The sequence below is a fragment of the Streptococcus sp. A69 genome (genome assembly GCF_058556195.1).
Window position 1 is genome coordinate 159,765 of the sequence record NZ_JBZUJU010000001.1, and the last position, 17,884, is coordinate 177,648.

General features: G+C 36.7%; 13 protein-coding genes. 7 read left to right on the plus strand and 6 right to left on the minus strand.

Annotated features, from left to right (window positions below):
• Window positions 1-28 precede the first annotated feature (28 nt).
• The 7 genes from AC4ME5_RS00795 to AC4ME5_RS00825 all read left to right on the plus strand — a co-directional run bounded on the left by AC4ME5_RS00795 (window position 29) and on the right by AC4ME5_RS00825 (window position 8,221).
• Window positions 29-1,369 (plus strand): MATE family efflux transporter, encoded by a 1,341-nt coding sequence (locus AC4ME5_RS00795; protein WP_061588185.1) that lies wholly within the window; start codon window positions 29-31, stop codon window positions 1,367-1,369.
• 178 nt (window positions 1,370-1,547) lie between these two features.
• Window positions 1,548-2,516, plus strand: a complete 969-nt coding sequence (locus AC4ME5_RS00800) for a thiamine pyrophosphate-dependent dehydrogenase E1 component subunit alpha (RefSeq protein WP_094753307.1) — start codon at window positions 1,548-1,550, stop codon at window positions 2,514-2,516.
• 15 nt (window positions 2,517-2,531) lie between these two features.
• Window positions 2,532-3,524, plus strand: coding sequence for an alpha-ketoacid dehydrogenase subunit beta (locus AC4ME5_RS00805; RefSeq protein WP_000448714.1), 993 nt, complete (start codon window positions 2,532-2,534; stop codon window positions 3,522-3,524).
• A gap of 108 nt (window positions 3,525-3,632) precedes the next feature.
• Entirely contained in the window at window positions 3,633-4,676 is a 1,044-nt protein-coding gene (locus AC4ME5_RS00810) for a dihydrolipoamide acetyltransferase (RefSeq protein ID WP_491799373.1), read from the plus strand.
• A 43-nt stretch (window positions 4,677-4,719) separates the two neighbouring features.
• A complete protein-coding gene (lpdA, locus tag AC4ME5_RS00815; RefSeq protein WP_491799374.1) occupies window positions 4,720-6,423 on the plus strand; it encodes a dihydrolipoyl dehydrogenase in 1,704 nt (567 codons plus the stop codon).
• Window positions 6,424-6,481: 58 nt separating this feature from the next.
• Entirely contained in the window at window positions 6,482-7,471 is a 990-nt protein-coding gene (lplA, locus tag AC4ME5_RS00820; RefSeq protein ID WP_491799375.1) for a lipoate--protein ligase, read from the plus strand.
• A 108-nt stretch (window positions 7,472-7,579) separates the two neighbouring features.
• The gene (locus tag AC4ME5_RS00825; protein WP_491799376.1) at window positions 7,580-8,221 is read left to right on the plus strand and encodes a hypothetical protein; all 642 of its coding nucleotides are present in this window, start codon (window positions 7,580-7,582) and stop codon (window positions 8,219-8,221) included.
• A gap of 79 nt (window positions 8,222-8,300) precedes the next feature.
• Here AC4ME5_RS00825 and xerS read toward each other — a convergent pair whose 3' ends face one another.
• The 6 genes from xerS to AC4ME5_RS00855 all read right to left on the minus strand — a co-directional run bounded on the left by xerS (window position 8,301) and on the right by AC4ME5_RS00855 (window position 17,480).
• Window positions 8,301-9,371, minus strand: a complete 1,071-nt coding sequence (gene xerS, locus AC4ME5_RS00830; RefSeq protein WP_491799377.1) for a tyrosine recombinase XerS — start codon at window positions 9,369-9,371, stop codon at window positions 8,301-8,303.
• A 321-nt stretch (window positions 9,372-9,692) separates the two neighbouring features.
• Window positions 9,693-11,969: a zinc-ribbon domain-containing protein gene (locus AC4ME5_RS00835; RefSeq protein WP_003007353.1), complete on the minus strand. Its 2,277-nt coding sequence runs from the start codon at window positions 11,967-11,969 to the stop codon at window positions 9,693-9,695.
• A 9-nt stretch (window positions 11,970-11,978) separates the two neighbouring features.
• Complete coding sequence (locus tag AC4ME5_RS00840) at window positions 11,979-12,704, minus strand: MreC domain-containing protein (RefSeq protein ID WP_125401666.1); 726 nt, start codon at window positions 12,702-12,704, stop codon at window positions 11,979-11,981.
• Entirely contained in the window at window positions 12,682-14,358 is a 1,677-nt protein-coding gene (locus tag AC4ME5_RS00845; RefSeq protein ID WP_046165600.1) for a hypothetical protein, read from the minus strand. The genes AC4ME5_RS00840 and AC4ME5_RS00845 overlap by 23 nt, the downstream gene beginning before the upstream one ends.
• On the minus strand, window positions 14,355-16,208 hold the full coding sequence (locus tag AC4ME5_RS00850; RefSeq protein WP_037600649.1) for a hypothetical protein: 1,854 nt from the start codon (window positions 16,206-16,208) through the stop codon (window positions 14,355-14,357). The genes AC4ME5_RS00845 and AC4ME5_RS00850 overlap by 4 nt, the downstream gene beginning before the upstream one ends.
• 12 nt (window positions 16,209-16,220) lie before the next feature.
• The gene (locus AC4ME5_RS00855) at window positions 16,221-17,480 is read right to left on the minus strand and encodes a site-specific integrase (RefSeq protein WP_037600646.1); all 1,260 of its coding nucleotides are present in this window, start codon (window positions 17,478-17,480) and stop codon (window positions 16,221-16,223) included.
• Window positions 17,481-17,884: the final 404 nt, after the last annotated feature.

Sequence of the window (17,884 nt, forward strand, 5' to 3'; positions counted from 1 at the left end):
CTATAAACTATAAGAATAGAGAGCGTATATGTATCCAACCCATCAATTTAAAGATAAGTTTGTCCTATTTCTTAAGATATTTTTCCCTATCCTGATTTACCAGTTTGCCAATTATTCTGCCTCTTTTGTTGATACAACCATGACTGGACAGTACAATACCATGGACTTAGCAGGAGTATCAACTGCAACGAGTCTATGGAATCCTTTCTTTACTTTTTTAACAGGGATTGTTTCGGCCATGGTTCCCATCATAGGCCATCATCTGGGAAGGGGCAAAAAGGAAGAAGTAGCATCTGATTTTTACCAATTTATCTACTTGGCTTTCGGACTGTCTTTGGTCTTGCTTGGAATGGTAGTATTCTTAGCGCCACCTGTCTTAAACAACATCGGACTAGAAGCTCAAGTGGCGGCAGTTGCAGTTTCTTATCTTTGGTACCTGTCTATCGGGATTATTCCCTTGTTGCTTTTTAGTGTCATTCGGTCATTGTTAGATTCTCTTGGTTTGACCAAGTTATCTATGTATCTGATGCTCCTATTACTTCCGCTAAATAGTGGTTTTAACTATCTCTTGATATATGGAGCATTCGGTTTTCCTGAGCTTGGTGGTGCAGGAGCAGGGCTGGGAACTTCCCTAGCCTATTGGGTTTTATTGGGGATTTCTCTGCTTGTTTTGTTCAAACAAGATAGGTTAAAAGCGTTACATCTTGAAAAACGCATTCCACTCAATATAGATAAAATCAAGGAAGGTGTTCGATTAGGTCTACCAATCGGGGGAACCGTATTTGCTGAAGTAGCCATTTTCTCCGTGGTTGGACTAATCATGGCTAAGTTTTCATCGCTCATCATTGCCAGTCACCAGTCAGCTATGAACTTTTCGAGCCTCATGTATGCTTTCCCCATGAGTATTTCCTCTGCTATGGCGATTGTTGTGTCTTACGAGGTGGGGGCTAAACGTTTTGAGGATGCAAAAATCTATGCTCGTCTAGGGAGAATAACCGCCCTTATGTTTGCAGGTCTTACCCTGTCCTTTCTCTACATTTTTAGAAATCGTGTAGCAAGTTTATATGGAAATGACCCTCAGTTCATTGAAACAACTGCTATATTTCTAACCTACAGTCTCTTTTTCCAGCTAGCTGATACCTTTGCGGCTCCGCTCCAAGGAATTTTAAGAGGGTATAAGGACGCTATCGTTCCTTTCTATCTTGGTCTAATCGGGTATTGGGGAGTAGCGATACCTCTAGGATACCTACTAGATCAGGTAACTGACTTGGGGGCATTTGCCTACTGGATTGGGTTAATTGCCAGCTTGATTGTTTCTGGTTGTTTGTATCAATGGCGTCTGAAAACCGTAATGAAAAGATTGAGTTAATTTTAAGAAATTATCCCGAAAAACAACTTTGTGAAAAAATGCTCTAACTAGAGAGAATCCCTGTTTTAACAGGGGTTTATTTTTTTATATTGTGAAATTTTATTAGCCATATACTTTGACAGTATATACTAAAAAAGGTAAAATAGTAAGGTAAGTACAAAGTTAGAAAGGCAAGATTATGTCAACTTTAGATAAGAATCTTTTGCTAGAGATGTTCCGTAAGATGGAAGAAATCCGTCGCATGGACTTAAAAATTGCTCAGTTAGTGAAAAAGGGGAAAGTTCCCGGTATGACTCACTTTTCTGTTGGAGAGGAAGCCGCTAACGTGGGGGCTATGTTAGCTCTCAATCCAGATGATCTGATTACATCAAACCACCGTGGACACGGGCAAGCTATTGCCAAAGGGATTGACCTCAACGGAATGATGGCTGAAATCCTCGGGAAATACACTGGAACCTGTAAAGGAAAAGGTGGTTCTATGCATATCGCTGACCTGGATGCGGGTAACCTTGGTGCCAATGGTATCGTAGGTGGTGGTATGGGAATCGCTGTCGGTGCGGCCCTCAGTCAGCAGATGCAACATACGGGTAAAATCGTCGTCTGCTTCTTTGGAGATGGTGCGACCAACGAAGGTGTTTTCCACGAAGCAGTGAACATGGCTTCTATTTGGAAACTTCCTGTTATTTTCTACTGCATTAACAACGGTTATGGGATCTCTGCGGATATCAAGAAAATGACCAATGTGGAGCATATCCATCAACGTAGCGCTGCTTACGGAATTCCTGGAATGTTTATCGAAGATGGAAACAATGTCATCGACGTTTATGAAGGATTTAAGAAAGCCGTAGACCATGTTCGTGGTGGCAATGGACCAGTCTTGATCGAAAGTGTAACCTATCGCTGGCTTGGTCACTCATCATCTGACCCTGGTAAATATCGTACGCGTGAAGAAGTGGAATTGTGGAAACAAAAAGACCCAATCGAAAACCTTCGTAACTACCTCGTTGAGAACAACATTGCAAGTGCAGAAGAATTGGAAGAAATTCAAGCACAAGTCAAGGAAGCAGTAGAAGCTTCTGTTAAATTTGCAGAAGAAAGCCCATTCCCACCACTAGAATCAGCATTTGAAGATATTTACGCAGACTAAGGAGAAAGAGATAAAATGGAAACAAAAACAATGTCGTTCCGTGACACCATTATCCTTGCTATGTCTGAGGAAATGCGTCGCGATGAAAATGTATTCTTGATGGGAGAGGACGTCGGTGTTTTCGGAGGGGACTTCGGAACTTCTGTTGGAATGCTCGAAGAATTTGGTCCAGAACGTGTCCGTGACTGTCCGATTTCTGAAGCTGCCATCTCCGGAGCAGCAGCAGGAGCGGCCATGACAGGACTTCGTCCAATCGTCGATATGACCTTCATGGACTTCTCGGTTATTGCAATGGACAATATCGTCAACCAAGCCGCTAAAACACGTTATATGTTTGGTGGTAAAGGTCAGGTTCCAATGACAGTTCGATGTGCAGCTGGTAACGGAGTTGGTTCTGCAGCTCAGCACTCTCAGTCTCTAGAGTCTTGGTTTACACACATCCCTGGTCTCAAGGTTGTAGCTCCAGGTACACCTGCGGATATGAAAGGACTGCTCAAGTCTTCTATCCGTGATAACAACCCTGTTATCATCCTTGAATACAAGTCAGAATTTAACCAAAAAGGGGAAGTACCAGTTGATCCAGACTACACAATTCCACTTGGAGTTGGGGAAATCAAACGTGAAGGTACAGATGTAACAGTCGTTACTTATGGAAAAATGCTTCGCCGTGTGGTTCAAGCTGCCGAAGAATTGGCAGAAGAAGGAATTTCAGTTGAAATTGTGGACCCACGTACCCTTGTACCGCTTGATAAGGATATCATCATTAACTCAGTGAAGAAGACTGGTAAGGTGGTGCTTGTCAACGATGCCCACAAAACAAGTGGCTATATCGGAGAGATTTCAGCTATTATTTCAGAATCAGAAGCATTTGATTATCTAGACGCACCAATCCGCCGTTGCGCCGGAGAAGATGTGCCAATGCCTTACGCACAAAATCTAGAAAATGCAATGATTCCAACAGTTGAAAGCATCAAAGATGCAATCCGTAAGACTTATAACAAAGAATAATACATAATATAAGTTATGTAAATAAAATAAAAAAGACGAGAAACTTTGTATCTTTTAGGTGCATAACCCTTTTCGTCCTTAATATCTTAGTATAGAATTGGAGAGGTCATGGCTAATGACAAGCTAAGAGCGACTCCTGCGGCTAGAAAGTTAGCGAATGATCTAGGGATCAATCTCTACGACGTTTCTGGCTCAGGTGCAAACGGTCGTGTCCACAAAGAAGACGTGGAAACTTATAAAGACACAAACGTGGTTCGCATTTCGCCACTTGCAAAACGAATTGCCCTCGAACATAACATTGCTTGGCAGGAAATCCAAGGAACAGGTCACCGTGGTAAGATCATGAAGAAGGACGTTTTGGCCTTACTTCCTGAAAATATCGAAAACGACACCATCAAGTCTCCTGCTCAAATCGAAAAAGTGGAAGAAGTTCCAGACAATATCACTCCTTATGGTGAGATTGAGCGTATTCCGATGACACCAATGCGTAAGGTTATCGCCCAACGTATGGTCGAATCCTACCTAACTGCGCCAACTTTCACGCTCAACTACGATGTCGATATGTCTGAAATGCTAGCTCTTCGTAAGAAGGTTCTTGAACCAATCATGGAAGCAACTGGTAAGAAAATTACGGTTACTGATCTTCTTTCACTAGCTGTTGTTAAGACATTAATGAAACATCCTTACATCAATGCTTCATTGACAGAAGACGGCAAGACCATTATCACTCATAACTATGTCAACCTGGCGATGGCGGTTGGGATGGATAACGGATTGATGACACCTGTTGTCTATAATGCTGAAAAAATGAGCTTGTCAGAGTTGGTTGTAGCCTTCAAAGATGTTATTGGCCGTACCTTGGATGGTAAATTGGCTCCGAGCGAACTCCAAAATTCAACCTTCACAATTAGTAACTTGGGAATGTTTGGCGTTCAGTCCTTTGGTCCGATTATTAACCAACCAAACTCAGCTATCCTCGGGGTTAGCTCAACAGTTGAAAAACTTGTAGTTGTCAATGGTGAGATTGTCATTCGCCCTATCATGAGCCTAGGATTAACCATTGACCACCGTGTTGTAGATGGTATGGCTGGTGCTAAGTTTATGAAAGACTTGAAAGCCTTGATTGAGAATCCGATCTCAATGTTGGTTTAAGTCAGCTATTGTATTTTAGAGATTTAGATAAAGGAAGTAAGACATGGCCTTAGAAGTAATTATGCCAAAAGCCGGCGTGGATATGACAGAAGGACAAATCGTCCAATGGAATAAAAAAGTCGGTGAATTTGTAAAAGAAGGAGAAATTCTTTTGGAAATCATGACTGACAAAGTCAGCATGGAATTGGAAGCCGAAGAAGATGGATACTTGATTGCCATCCTTAAAGGAGATGGTGAAACTGTTCCAGTAACTGAAGTTATCGGTTACCTTGGTGAAGAAGGGGAAAACATCCCAACTGCTGGAGCGGCTGCGCCAGAATCAAAACCTGCACCTGCAGCTAGTGCCTCAAACGACGATGGTAAGAGCGATGATGCCTTTGATATCGTTGTGATTGGTGGAGGTCCTGCTGGATATGTGGCAGCAATTAAAGCAGCCCAACTCGGTGGTAAGGTTGCCCTTGTTGAAAAATCTGAACTCGGTGGAACGTGCTTGAACCGTGGATGTATCCCAACGAAGACCTACCTTCACAACGCTGAAATCATCGAAAACATCGGTCACGCAGCAAACCGTGGTATCGTCATCGAAAATCCAAACTTCACTGTAGATATGGACAAACTCCTTGAAACCAAGTCTAAGGTTGTTAATACTTTGGTTGGTGGAGTTGCAGGTCTTCTTCGTAGCTACGGAGTTACTGTTCATAAAGGAATTGGTACCATCACTAAAGACAAGAATGTCTTGGTTAATAGTTCGGAATTGCTTGAAACCAAGAAAATCATCCTTGCTGGTGGTTCAAAAGTCAGCAAGATTAACGTCCCTGGTATGGAATCTCCACTTGTCATGACCAGTGATGACATTCTTGAAATGAACGAAGTGCCAGAGAGTCTCGTAATCATCGGTGGTGGCGTTGTCGGTATCGAACTTGGCCAAGCCTTCATGACATTTGGTTCAAAAGTAACTGTTATCGAAATGATGGACCGTATCGTTCCAGCTATGGATGCTGAAGTTTCTAAGAACCTTCGTTTGATCCTTGAGCGTAAAGGAATGACTATCTTGACAGGTACAAAACTGCAAGAAATCATCGAGGAAAATGGTCAACTTCGTATCAAAGCTGAAGGAAAAGACGATATCATCGCGAGCAAAGCTCTTCTTTCAATCGGTCGTGTTCCAGACCTTGAAGGTATTGGTGATGTTGAGTTTGAATTGGATCGTGGACGTATCAAGGTAAACGAATACATGGAAACTTCTGTTCCAGGTATCTACGCACCAGGTGATATCAATGGTACCAAGATGTTGGCTCACGCAGCCTTCCGTATGGGCGAAGTTGCCGCTGAAAATGCGCTTAAAGGAAACCATGCTGTTGCCAAACTGAACTTGACTCCTGCAGCCATTTACACTCTTCCTGAAGTAGCAGCAGTAGGTCTAACAGAAGAACAAGCTCGTGAGAAATACGATGTAGCCATCGGTAAATTCAACTTTGCGGCTAATGGACGTGCTATTGCTTCTGATGCAGCTCAAGGTTTCGTAAAAGTCATTGCAGATAAAAAATACGGAGAAATCCTTGGTGTTCATATCATCGGTCCTGCAGCTGCAGAATTGATCAACGAAGCGTCAAGCATTATTGAAATGGAAATCACTGTTGAAGAAATGCTGAAGACTATCCACGGACATCCAACATACTCTGAAGTGATGTACGAAGCATTTGCGGATGTTTTAGGAATGGCTATCCATTCACCTAAGAAAAAATAAAACGAAGATAGATTAGACTGGAAGATATTTTCCAGTCTCTATCGTATAAAGGGATATCATGAAATACATTATCAATCATTCAAACGACACTGCATTTAATATCGCCTTGGAAGAATATGCCTTTAAATACTTACTAGATGAGGATCAAATCTTCCTTCTTTGGATTAACAAGCCATCTATCATTGTTGGGCGTCACCAGAATACTATCGAAGAAATCAACCGTGATTATGTTCGAGAAAATGGTATTGAGGTAGTCCGCCGTATCAGTGGTGGTGGAGCTGTTTATCACGATTTAAACAACCTCAACTACACCATCATTTCAAAAGAAGATGAAAACAAGGCCTTTGACTTCAAGAGCTTCTCAACTCCAGTTATCAATACCTTGGATCAACTAGGCGTTAAAGCTGAGTTCACAGGCCGTAATGACCTTGAGATTGATGGCAAAAAATTCTGTGGCAATGCCCAGGCCTATATCAATGGGCGTATCATGCACCACGGTTGCTTGCTCTTTGACGTTGATTTGTCAGTCCTTGCTAACGCCCTCAAGGTTTCAAAAGATAAATTTGAATCAAAAGGTGTGAAATCTGTCCGTGCTCGTGTTACCAATATTGTCAATGAATTACCAGAAAAAATCACAGTTGAAGAATTCCGTGATTTGCTATTGGAATACATGAAAAAAGAGTACCCAGAAATGACTGAATACGTCTTTTCAGAAGAAGAATTGGCGGAAATCAATCGTATCAAGGATACCAAGTTTGGTACTTGGGACTGGAACTACGGTAAATCACCTGAATTTAACGTCCGTCGTGGAACAAAATTCACTAGTGGTAAGGTTGAAGTTTTTGCCAACGTCATTGAATCAAAAATTCAAGATATCAAGATCTATGGTGACTTCTTTGGTATCGAGGACGTTGCAGCTGTAGAAGATGTCCTTCGCGGCGTGAAATACGAACGCGAAGATGTCCTCAAGGCACTAGAAACTATTGATATCACACGCTACTTTGCTGGAATTAGCCGTGAAGAAATTGCTGAGGCAGTTGTTGAATAAAGTCAAAGATATCCATTCAACATGGATATCTTTTATCTTAAACTTGATATTCAAAAAAATGAGAGTATAATATAGAGGAAGTCTGAAACAAAAAGGGGATCAAATTCAATGATTAAAGTTCCAGTGGCAAATCTTGGTCTATTTGAACAGTTAGATCGTATCGTAGTGGCTTTTTTTAGGAAGCAACAATCTTCCAGTCCATATGATTTGAATGTCAGTATTACACAAGAACATCTTGACCAGAAAAAGCAAGAGCTAGAACCATTAGGCTATCAAGCTGTCCAACTACCATTAGGAATGGCTTTAGATAATATCATTCAACAACCTTATTATAAAAACTTAATCATTGGTGGACTTGCTCCCGACGAAATTATGGTTAGTAAAGAAGAATTAATACCTTTGAAAGATATTGTAGATAGTTTTTGTATTATGTACGCTGCAGCGAATAACCGACTAGAAAATAGTAAAGCTTATGAATTTATGAAAGATAAGACAGTATTCTTTATTGGTAAACTGTTAACTGACGATCTTAAAAATGGTGACGAAATTTCGTATATGGGAATCGGAAGAGAATCAGCTGATGGAACTTCTTATGAAGCAGTAAAATGTTTTCTAACTAAAGAGAGTGCTGAGCAATACAATGATTCAAAAAAACCTGTGAGCCCAGCAAATCTAGCCTATCTGCAAGCCTTTTGGGGTAAACCAGTAATTATAGAGCCACACCGTAACTACTGGATTGAGTTTAAATAACTAAAAAACGAAAGATAAAAGGAATTGATCTTTCGTTTTTTAGCGATAGTTGATTTACATAATTTATAATATGTAACACTTATAAACTATCCAAAGCATTCTTTTGTTCATCATTGACGATATGGGTATAGAGGTCAGTGACTTGTGTGCTAGCATGACCTAACTGATGGCTGACCAAAACTTGCGATTTAGTAGCATCATAGAGCCTAGTCGCCAGGGTATGGCGTAGTTTGTGGGGAGTTACACGGACTTTGAAGTCTTCTGAATACTTAGCAACCATTTTCTCAACACTAGAAGCATCGATACGATTGGGAGCACCACGATATAAGGTCAGAAATAATGCTGTATCTGTCTTTTCCGTCTTATAGCGTTGATTTCGAATGGCTAGATAATTTTCAAGATAAGGCTTAGCAAAGGCCGCGACATTGACAGAATCACGTTTGCCCCCTTTTCGAGTGACATCAATCACCATCATCTTAAGATTGAGATCTCGAAGATCCAGGTTAACTGCTTCAGAAAGACGAACACCAGAGGCAAGAAGAAGTGCTATAATGGCTAAATCTCGCTCTTTGTTCTTATTAAAGGAAGATAAGGCACGATTTGAGAGTGTTTTAGGGTATTCCTGGTCGATATAGTACAGAAAACCTTCTGTTTCATCACCTAAAAAGAGTTTTTGCTTGATGTTTTCAGCTCTGGCAGCAAGGGTTTCTTTCTTTTTCTTGGTTGAAACTTTCTTCATTACATTACGATAGAAATAGGGCTCTCCTTGGTCATTTTCAACTTCCTCAGTTAGATACTTGTAAAGACTAGAAAGTGCTGACAAGGTCCGATTGATGGTCGTCTGAGAGACACCTTGTTTGGTTGTATTGGCGTTCAGCAAAGGACGTTCTCGTAGATAGAGGATAAAGGATTCCATATCTTTCTTTGACATGTTTTCCAAGACCGATAAAGGAATATCAGCCATTTTATCAGCGTTTGAAATCCCAGACTCCAAAACCCAGCTGAAAAATCGATCATATTCCTTGAGGTATTCGTACAAGGTTGTAAAACTATAGGGGACAGCAAGCTTAGATTGGTAGTATTCCAGAACATACCAGGGCATGATTTGTTTTAGTTTGTCGATTCGTTCCAGTAGAATCTCACGTTTCATGTATTTTCTCCATAATTAAGTCTACTAGTAGTATAGCATAGACTAATATATTTTTCAAGAAAATTATAGTTTTTCGGAAAGATGTCATAAGTGTTTACTGTTTTTAGAACCAAACAAAAGGATAACCAAAAAAATTTTTTAAGCCAATTATACTCAATTATGTACTTTATTTAAGTGAACACTGGAAATTTTTTACTACTCTCAATTCAGTTGAAAATGTACTTTATTTAAGTGAAAACTAAAAAATTTTCAAATGTACATTTTGACAATAAAAAAACACTCTAATATCAATTTAATGAAATTTAGAGTGTTTTTATTTATCTATATTTTTTCAAACTGTACAAAGTGTTCTTGCTTTCTTCTGTGGCCTTTGCAAATGGAACACGACCTTTTATTGCGTTTTTTGTATGCCATTCTTTCTTTTACTTGAATTTTGTAACGGTGATTAAGATTTTCTTGACATATCCACCATACAGGCAGAATACTCAACTCTGTAATTTCAGTTGGACTTACTATCAAGGAGTTATTTAGATAATCCCACTCATTCATTAGACTTTGTTGCGTTGTTGCTAAATCGTTAAATCCTTTTAATACTTTTTGATTTCTACAGTATGGACAAGAATTTTCTCTGTAAAATTTTTCTTTAATAACTTTCTGATATTCTCCAGTACATACAGGGCATTTCCACCATGCATTATATGTTGAATTTGCCCTTACTGAAGACATTTCTTGTTTATTTAATGATGACCATTCTTTAATTAACCAAGGATGTGTTGTTTCAAGATCATTATAACCTTTTGCAGTCTTCTTAAAAGAACAATATGGACAACATTGGTCGTTTTTGTGGCGATCAGAAATTTTTGCTTTAAAACTTCTGTGACATTTTCGACAAATCCAATTGGTTAAAGCATTTGAATCATAAAAGAAGGTATCAATATCACCATTCAGTTCTTTTACCCATTCATTGTTTAAGTACGGTTTAACATAGCTTAGTGTTTCATTTGGTTTAGGAATTTTTTTATTACAGTAAGGACATATAGAATTGAGACTATTAGAATTATTGTTTGTAAACACACCTAGAACAATCCCTAATCTCTCCTGAAATTCTAAATCACAACAATCACAAATCCAATTAAATATTTTATTCTCGGTTTCTGACGATTTCGTCACCTCATCAGGTTTTTCTACATTCTTGCTACTCCAAAGGTCACACAACTCAGGATAAGTATCTGCAATTGTATTATAACCTTTTAATGCTTGTTCATCATTACAATATGGACAGCTATCTATTACTTCTTTTCTTATTGGAATTGAACAAAGGTATTCACCTTGACAAACAGAACACTTCCACCAATATTTTTTTGTTTCAATGTGGCTCAATGCTAAATGAACAGGCAATCCATTTTTATCGCTCCATTCTTCCTGTAATTTTGGGAAATTATAGAGTATATCATTGTTAAAAACAAGTGTATCCCAATCACAACGATTAGGACAAGTTTGAAAATTACTATTCTCTAAGTCGGTTCTTAAAATCATTTCAATTGGACTACAATAAAAACTGACTTTGCAGCAAGGGCATTTCCAATTTATGCATTTAGAAGACTTATACCAGTATTCAGAAATAGGTTTATCATTACTTTTATCCCAAAATTTCTCTAAATAAGGATGAGTTTCTTGTAAAGTATTATATCCTTTTAACATCAATTTATTATCACAATAAGGGCAGCCTTCAAGATGCCTTTTGACAACACTACATTCATATTGACCATGACATTTAAAACACTGCCATCTTACTAAGATGTTGGATAAACTATCAATCATATTACTTTTTACATGAGTTGGAATAAATTGCTTAAAAAGATTTCTATCTGTATGTAATAGGGGGTTCGCTTTCACTTTAATTGGGGTATCGAATGTAGCTTTACAGTTAGTACAATAGAAACTATATCTTTTGATTCTTGAAATTAGCTGATCAATAGACAACTTAAAGATATGGTCACATTTGTCGCATTTCCAATTTCTAGGGATTGTAACATTGTCACTTAACTTCAGATCATTAAACTCTACATCGTTTTGCTCCCCTGGAAGATAAATTTTCCGAAGATTAGGGTATGCTTTAGTGTAAGGTACAAAATGTGTACTTTCATTACATCCGACATGAACAAGCTCTTGATTATGTTTATTGATTAATTTAGAAGTGTTTGCTACATCTTTCCAACCAACATGACAGGTAGGACATTTGAAGTGAAATAACCTCTTTGAAGAAAAAGATAAATTATCAATCTCTTCCTGAATGGTTTCTATATTTTCATAATGAAAGTTTATGTACCTTAGAAAGTTAGGAATCCTTGCAGATATAGAGTTTTCCCCTTTTATGAACACTTTTCCAAGCTCACATACAGGACAGATTTTTGAATGATTTTGAATATTCTTATAAGATTTTGATGTACTTGCTTTCCATTCATAAGAACAGGTAGGACATTTCCAGTTAATGTGTTTTTTACTGGTAATTGTTATTTTTTCTACATCTATTTTGATATTCTTGTCAAAGTCCCAATAGTTCAATAAGGCTGGAAAATCAGTGATTAAGTCTGACATTTTCTCCTCCTAATACTTAGTCTTGTTATCCAGTAAGTCTTTTATTTCCAAAATCTTACTTTTGCTTGTTTGCTTTTCAGTATGAGTATGTTTTTCAAAAGATATTTTTGTGTCTGAAGTAATAACATTCTCACTAAGATACTTCTTAGTTACTAGTTGCTGATCAGATTTTAACAAGCCCTCTTCTTTTAACAATTCATTCGCAATATCAGGATACAAACTAGTTTTAAGAAGATTCCTTAACTTTTTGTTTTCCTCTAATAATTCTTTGTTTAACGCTGTCTGCTCCTTTATTTCAGCATTCTTTTCATTAAGTTGTGCTACCTCATTTTTCAACTCTGAAACTCTTGTTTTGAGCTTACTGGCTTCTTCCTTATATTCTATTGCTGCATCAACAACTCTTTTATAATAATTGTTAAGTTCCATCAATGCTGATTTGATTGCTTTAGGGGTTCTATTGGTCATTAAGAAACGTTCTACATCTAGAGTTTTATACGTTATAACTGTTTGATAGGTGTCGTCCTCAAATAGTTCCAATTTATCATTAAGGGCTTGTCTAAATTCTTTGTTTCTTCTAATCGTTGTGTCTGCAACTTGAGGAAATCCGTTGCTTCTGAGGTAATTTCCAAACTGTGGAATTTTGAATAGTCTAGGATTATTCGAACAATGTTCCAGTAAATAATGTTCAAATAACGATAGCAATTCTTGATTATCAATATACTTCTTTCTCGCCATTTGAGAACTCCTGCAAAGATAATTGTTTTTCAGTTAGATATTCTTGATAAGAATGACTAACGGTTTTAAGTTTTAATAACGCCTCACCAATATCTTCTATATTTCCCTTTCCTCGTCGAACTCTTTTTATAGCCTCATCTACAATTAAAGCCTCCTCATCAATTGATTTCTTAAAGGATTTATCCATAGAAAAATAATCTTTTCCAGCTTTTCTGTAAAATGGACAACTAGTGCAAGCACCAAGCTCTGCATGTGAGCTAATGACTTTAAGGCAGTCTGAATAATCACCTTCTGCAAATCGAGGTGAATAACATCTGCCCTTATTATCAAGAGAAACATAGTTTTTATTAACGGTGTATTTATGTTGAGTCTTACTTATAGCGTAAGACGTTTGAGAGTTTGTTAATTTACGATAAAGCTGATAGCTCCTACATTCAATAAACTGGCTCAGATTTGAAAAATAATGTGAGGATGTTGTGACACTATCATGTCCAGCTAAGAGCATTGCTGTTACAGGACTAGCCCCTTCTGCTATCAGATTGATCATTGCAATGTGTCTAGTATCTCCAATATGAATAAAATTAATCTCATGTTCATCCAATTTATTTGGGAAGTTGATATGATGGACAAAATATCCATACTGTTGAGATACGACCTCATTAAAGAAATATTTTAAAATGGTATTTAAGTTACTATAAGTCAAAAAGCGATTTTTAGTACCTGTAACACGTTTCCATTTACGATAATGTGAGTCTGTCACAAAAAGGGTATCTAACTGTGTAGATGATAAATCTTTGGTTAGTTCTAGATAATTTATAATCTCACTCGCAAGCTTAAATGGTACTTCGTAAGTCGTTAAATAATAATCCTCTGAAATTTTATGGGATACTCCCTTGTCTTTTCCTTTTAAGTTATTTCGTCTGAGAGTTAAGTAATACTTTCCGTCTTTTTCTGTAAGACAATTTCTTTGAGTAAGTAAAAATTCCCTTGGTCTAAGTGGTACTACTGCTGTTATTTGCCACCATAAGTAAAGAGGGTAGTAAAACAATCTTTCTTCATCTGATAATGGTTTAACCCAATAGTCGTTTAAAATATCATTAAATAGAAAATAGGATTGAAATTGAGCTAACTTTCGTTGTTTTTTAGTGTTCAGTTGATAACTAACAGTTAAAAGTTCATCTAGTTGTTCAATCAATTGGGTTAATTCATTATCCTCTAAACATGGTAGTGTAGAAAGAAAGTCTATACATATTGAGGGATTGTAAATCTTAATATGTTCCACATTGAAATCTATATCCCAGCTTGTTTCTTTGATCAAGCGCTTTATGTCTCTTAAAAATGTTTGAAGTGAAATCAAAACATGATGCTCCATAGATAGCACTAAAAAACTCTTTAAGTAGGTAAGAAAATCATCAAAAGATAATTGAAATACTTGTTCATAAAATCTTTTATATCGGAATTTATTCAAGTTAAAAACGAAGCTTACATTAGAATATTCATTAGTTGTAACCCATTTATTCTCTTCAAAATTGGTGGTTAATATAATCCCTTTTTCAACATAATCTTGAAAACATTCTTTTGCGCTTTCAATCATATTATCATCAAACAGGATAATTTCATTTACTTTACGAAATAATTTTGATTGATTATTCAACTGACTAACTCCTTAATAATATCCTCATAATCAGACAATACAGCTTCACCATATTGTTCTGATAAAGCTCCTAACATTTCTGTAAGGCATGGTTTAATCTGTTTTTCTAAAATTGCTCTAACTTTACCTCTCTCAAGGTCATTTGTTAGTTTAGAGTATTGCTTGTTAAGCCGATTAAACTCACCGATTAACAAAAGCAAAGTAGATTTTGTCTGCAATTCATACTGGCAACCTACACAATGTTGACGGTCATCATAGGGGCATAGTTTCCCTAACGCAGATAAGAGACACATACTTTCTCCCTGCTTAGAGAAAGCCTCTCCGTTGCCAATTCGATGACAGATTGTCAGTAATTGTTCAGGTTCAACGTTGTTTTCAACTAGAGTTTTTAAAGCTTGTTGAGAACGCAAATCAGCCCTAATGCTCAATTCTAACGTTTTCTCAATTTCTACTGGTGTTAGATCTAAACTTTTAATCATTTGAGTTTGTTGGCTTGGACTTAATTCTTTATACTTTCCTCTAGTTACAATGGTCAAGAGCATAGACGGAATCATGGATAATACGCCTCGCTCAAATAGTTCTTTTGCAACCATTTCAGGTTTTAGTTGTCCAAGTTGGGCATCTTTTAGATACGTTGTTGTAGTTTGCGCAAATTCATTAAAATTACCTTTATGGCTACGAGCTAATGCTGCTAAAAAATAACCTTTAATATTCAGTTCTGACTTTTCTTCAAGAACGTCATCTGCTAACATTGCGACAGATTGTAAGTAAGACTTGTTTGCAGAACGACTACTAAAGTTACGCTCTAAAAATAAATTTCCGATTTCCTCCCCCATATAACTAGTAATCTTTTCATAAGTTTTAATTCGTCTGATTAATGGGTTTTCTGCATTGTATGGTATTTGAAGTTGAAAATGTGCTTCACAGATAGCCAATAACGTTCCAATAAGAACCTGACAACTTTCTGGGACGTGAAACTTTAGCTGAGTAACGTTAGAAGCGTTTTTTGTTTTATTAGGTGTTAAGTTTAAATAAGTCAATCTTGTTGTAATACTTAGTAAAGTCCTTCTAGCTTCACTACTACTCCAAGTTCCATCTACTACTGCTTCTAAAACTTCTAATGGTTCTCTTGTTAATTTAGGATGTCCTAATCTTTCCAAGTCTGTTGATCTTAGTGCGCAAATAAAATGTAACCCTAGATACAACCATGTATCTGCATAGTTTTTTGAATTTGCTGCTTTACAAAACATATCATTTTTTATGATGTAGTCCTCGTTGAATAGGTAGTACATTAATTCAAGGTATTCATCTAATTCATACGCTCCATTTGCACTCTCAATCGTGTAACGCTTCGTCATTTCAAAACTCACTCGATAACGAGTAACACCTTTATTGAGTAGCCATTTAATAAATTGAATGAGATTATCACCTAGATATTTTGTGAGAACTTTTGTTGCTACTTCTACTAAGGTCTCCACTTCAGCATCACTATATAGAAACAAATCTTTTGTTAAGTAGTATGCTAAAAAATCAAGTAGATAGAAACGATTTGTTTCACTCAGTTTTTCTTCTTCAGCAAATTGAACGAATAATTCATTTGTAGAAGGGAATTTTTTTGAAAAGATTCCTTCCATACTCTTAATTCCAGGAGGTGTTGTTAGATAGTCTTTGATGTGATTTTTAAGAACTTCAGCATCTTTTTCCGTAATAGTATAATCATCAAGATTTATAGACACACCAAACCAATCATTGTCTAGTAAAAATCCACTGACTTTCTCACGGTGTTTTATTGTAGCATCACCTAACTCGACTAATATTCTTTCAAGATAACTTTTTAAATCTACTACCAACAGCTACTCCTTCTAGTGTTCACCAAATAATTTTTCTGCTTGCCAGTTCATATAATCAAAAACACCATTGTTCACCTGACCATACTGTTTTGCAATTTCTCCTTTATTTTGTAAATATACCCAAGCACTTTCTGGTGAATTGTCCCCTCTAGCGGACATCAGCTCACTAACTTCATTAACGCCTGACAACACTAATTGAGTGGTGTACCAGTGCCTAAAGATATGGGGTGAAATATTATTTTCTTGCAAGAGTTGACCAAAAAAGACAACCTCTGGGTCATCAGATTTAAGAAATATTGGGATCATTTCTTCGCGAATAATCTTACGAAATCGTTGATAGTACACATCGTATGATAATGCTTTACCCTGCTTGTTAAGGTTTAATGGACCAAAATCTTTCTCATACCTTTTACCCTCTAGATAACTCATATAGTCATTATAAGTGTCTAAAAAGACCTCCAAGAAGATATAAGGTACAGCTTGAAGTCTTTCCTTTTTAATTCGTCCAGTTGGCTTTAAATCACTTCTAAGGGGCATTTCTTTTCGCAGATCAATCTCAATCTTAAATACTTGATTATCACTTTGGTGAAATAAGATACCTGCTCCCAAAGGACTATCTTCACGTCTTACATTACATGCTTCTGATGGTCTCAAACCAACAAATGCTCCCAAAGCAACAACCATAAGTAAATCCTTGTGATATTGAGCAATGTGAGCAAAGAGCATTTCAAAGGCGCTGTTTGGCATATCTCTAAAAATTGACTTCTGTGCGTTGCTATCATCAACAAATATCTCAAAATTCAGTTCTTTCCGTTTAATGACTCTACCTCGTCTATTAGTGAATGTATTGATAGAATAAAGGTCTTCTGGCTTCAAATTAGCCTTTCCTTTTCGTTCATTCAAGTATAGAGTTAAAAAATCAAGAACTGCATTTACACATTTTTCGACTGTACTTTTCTTTCTATTTTTTCTATCTTCTGGAAGTTGTCCTAAACCATAAAGCATAAAAAACTCCTTGACCATTTCTAAAGTTAGTTGATCAAGATTGTTAACCCCAACTGTTCCGTAGATAAAATTCAAAAACTTAACAACGTATGAAAATCGTTTGTTTCCATCGTCTGAAATAGATTTAATCTTTGTGGCAGATTTTACATATCTATGAAAATCAGTGAATTGTAATGTACCATCATCATGTTTGAGTGCAATCAATTGCTTTGTAACGATATTATTATCACCTAGAATTAGCGAATGTTTATATACAACAAATCTCATGTTATCTCCTTGTTTATTATGACTGAAGGTTCTGACTGTGTTTTATGATGTCAATACACAAAAAAACGATCAAATCAGTACCATTTTCCTTTGTGCTCTAAACTGCATAAAGGGAATATCGATGAGTACTTTCATTGATCGTTATTATTATTTAAATTAATTCAATAATAAAAGTAACTTCATCTAAGTAATAAGAGCAATTTATTAGCTCAGCAACAACGATAACCACAGCAACTCCTTCTAAACGATGAAAGGAATATCCGCCGTGGCTATCTATTTACTTTTTTTCTTTTACTTCTGTAAGTTACTTTTGTTATTTTTACTTTTTCTGTATTATATCATATTTTGATTAAATTGTCATCTAAGAAAGTGATTTTAAAAAAACTGGAAATTTTTTCAATTGT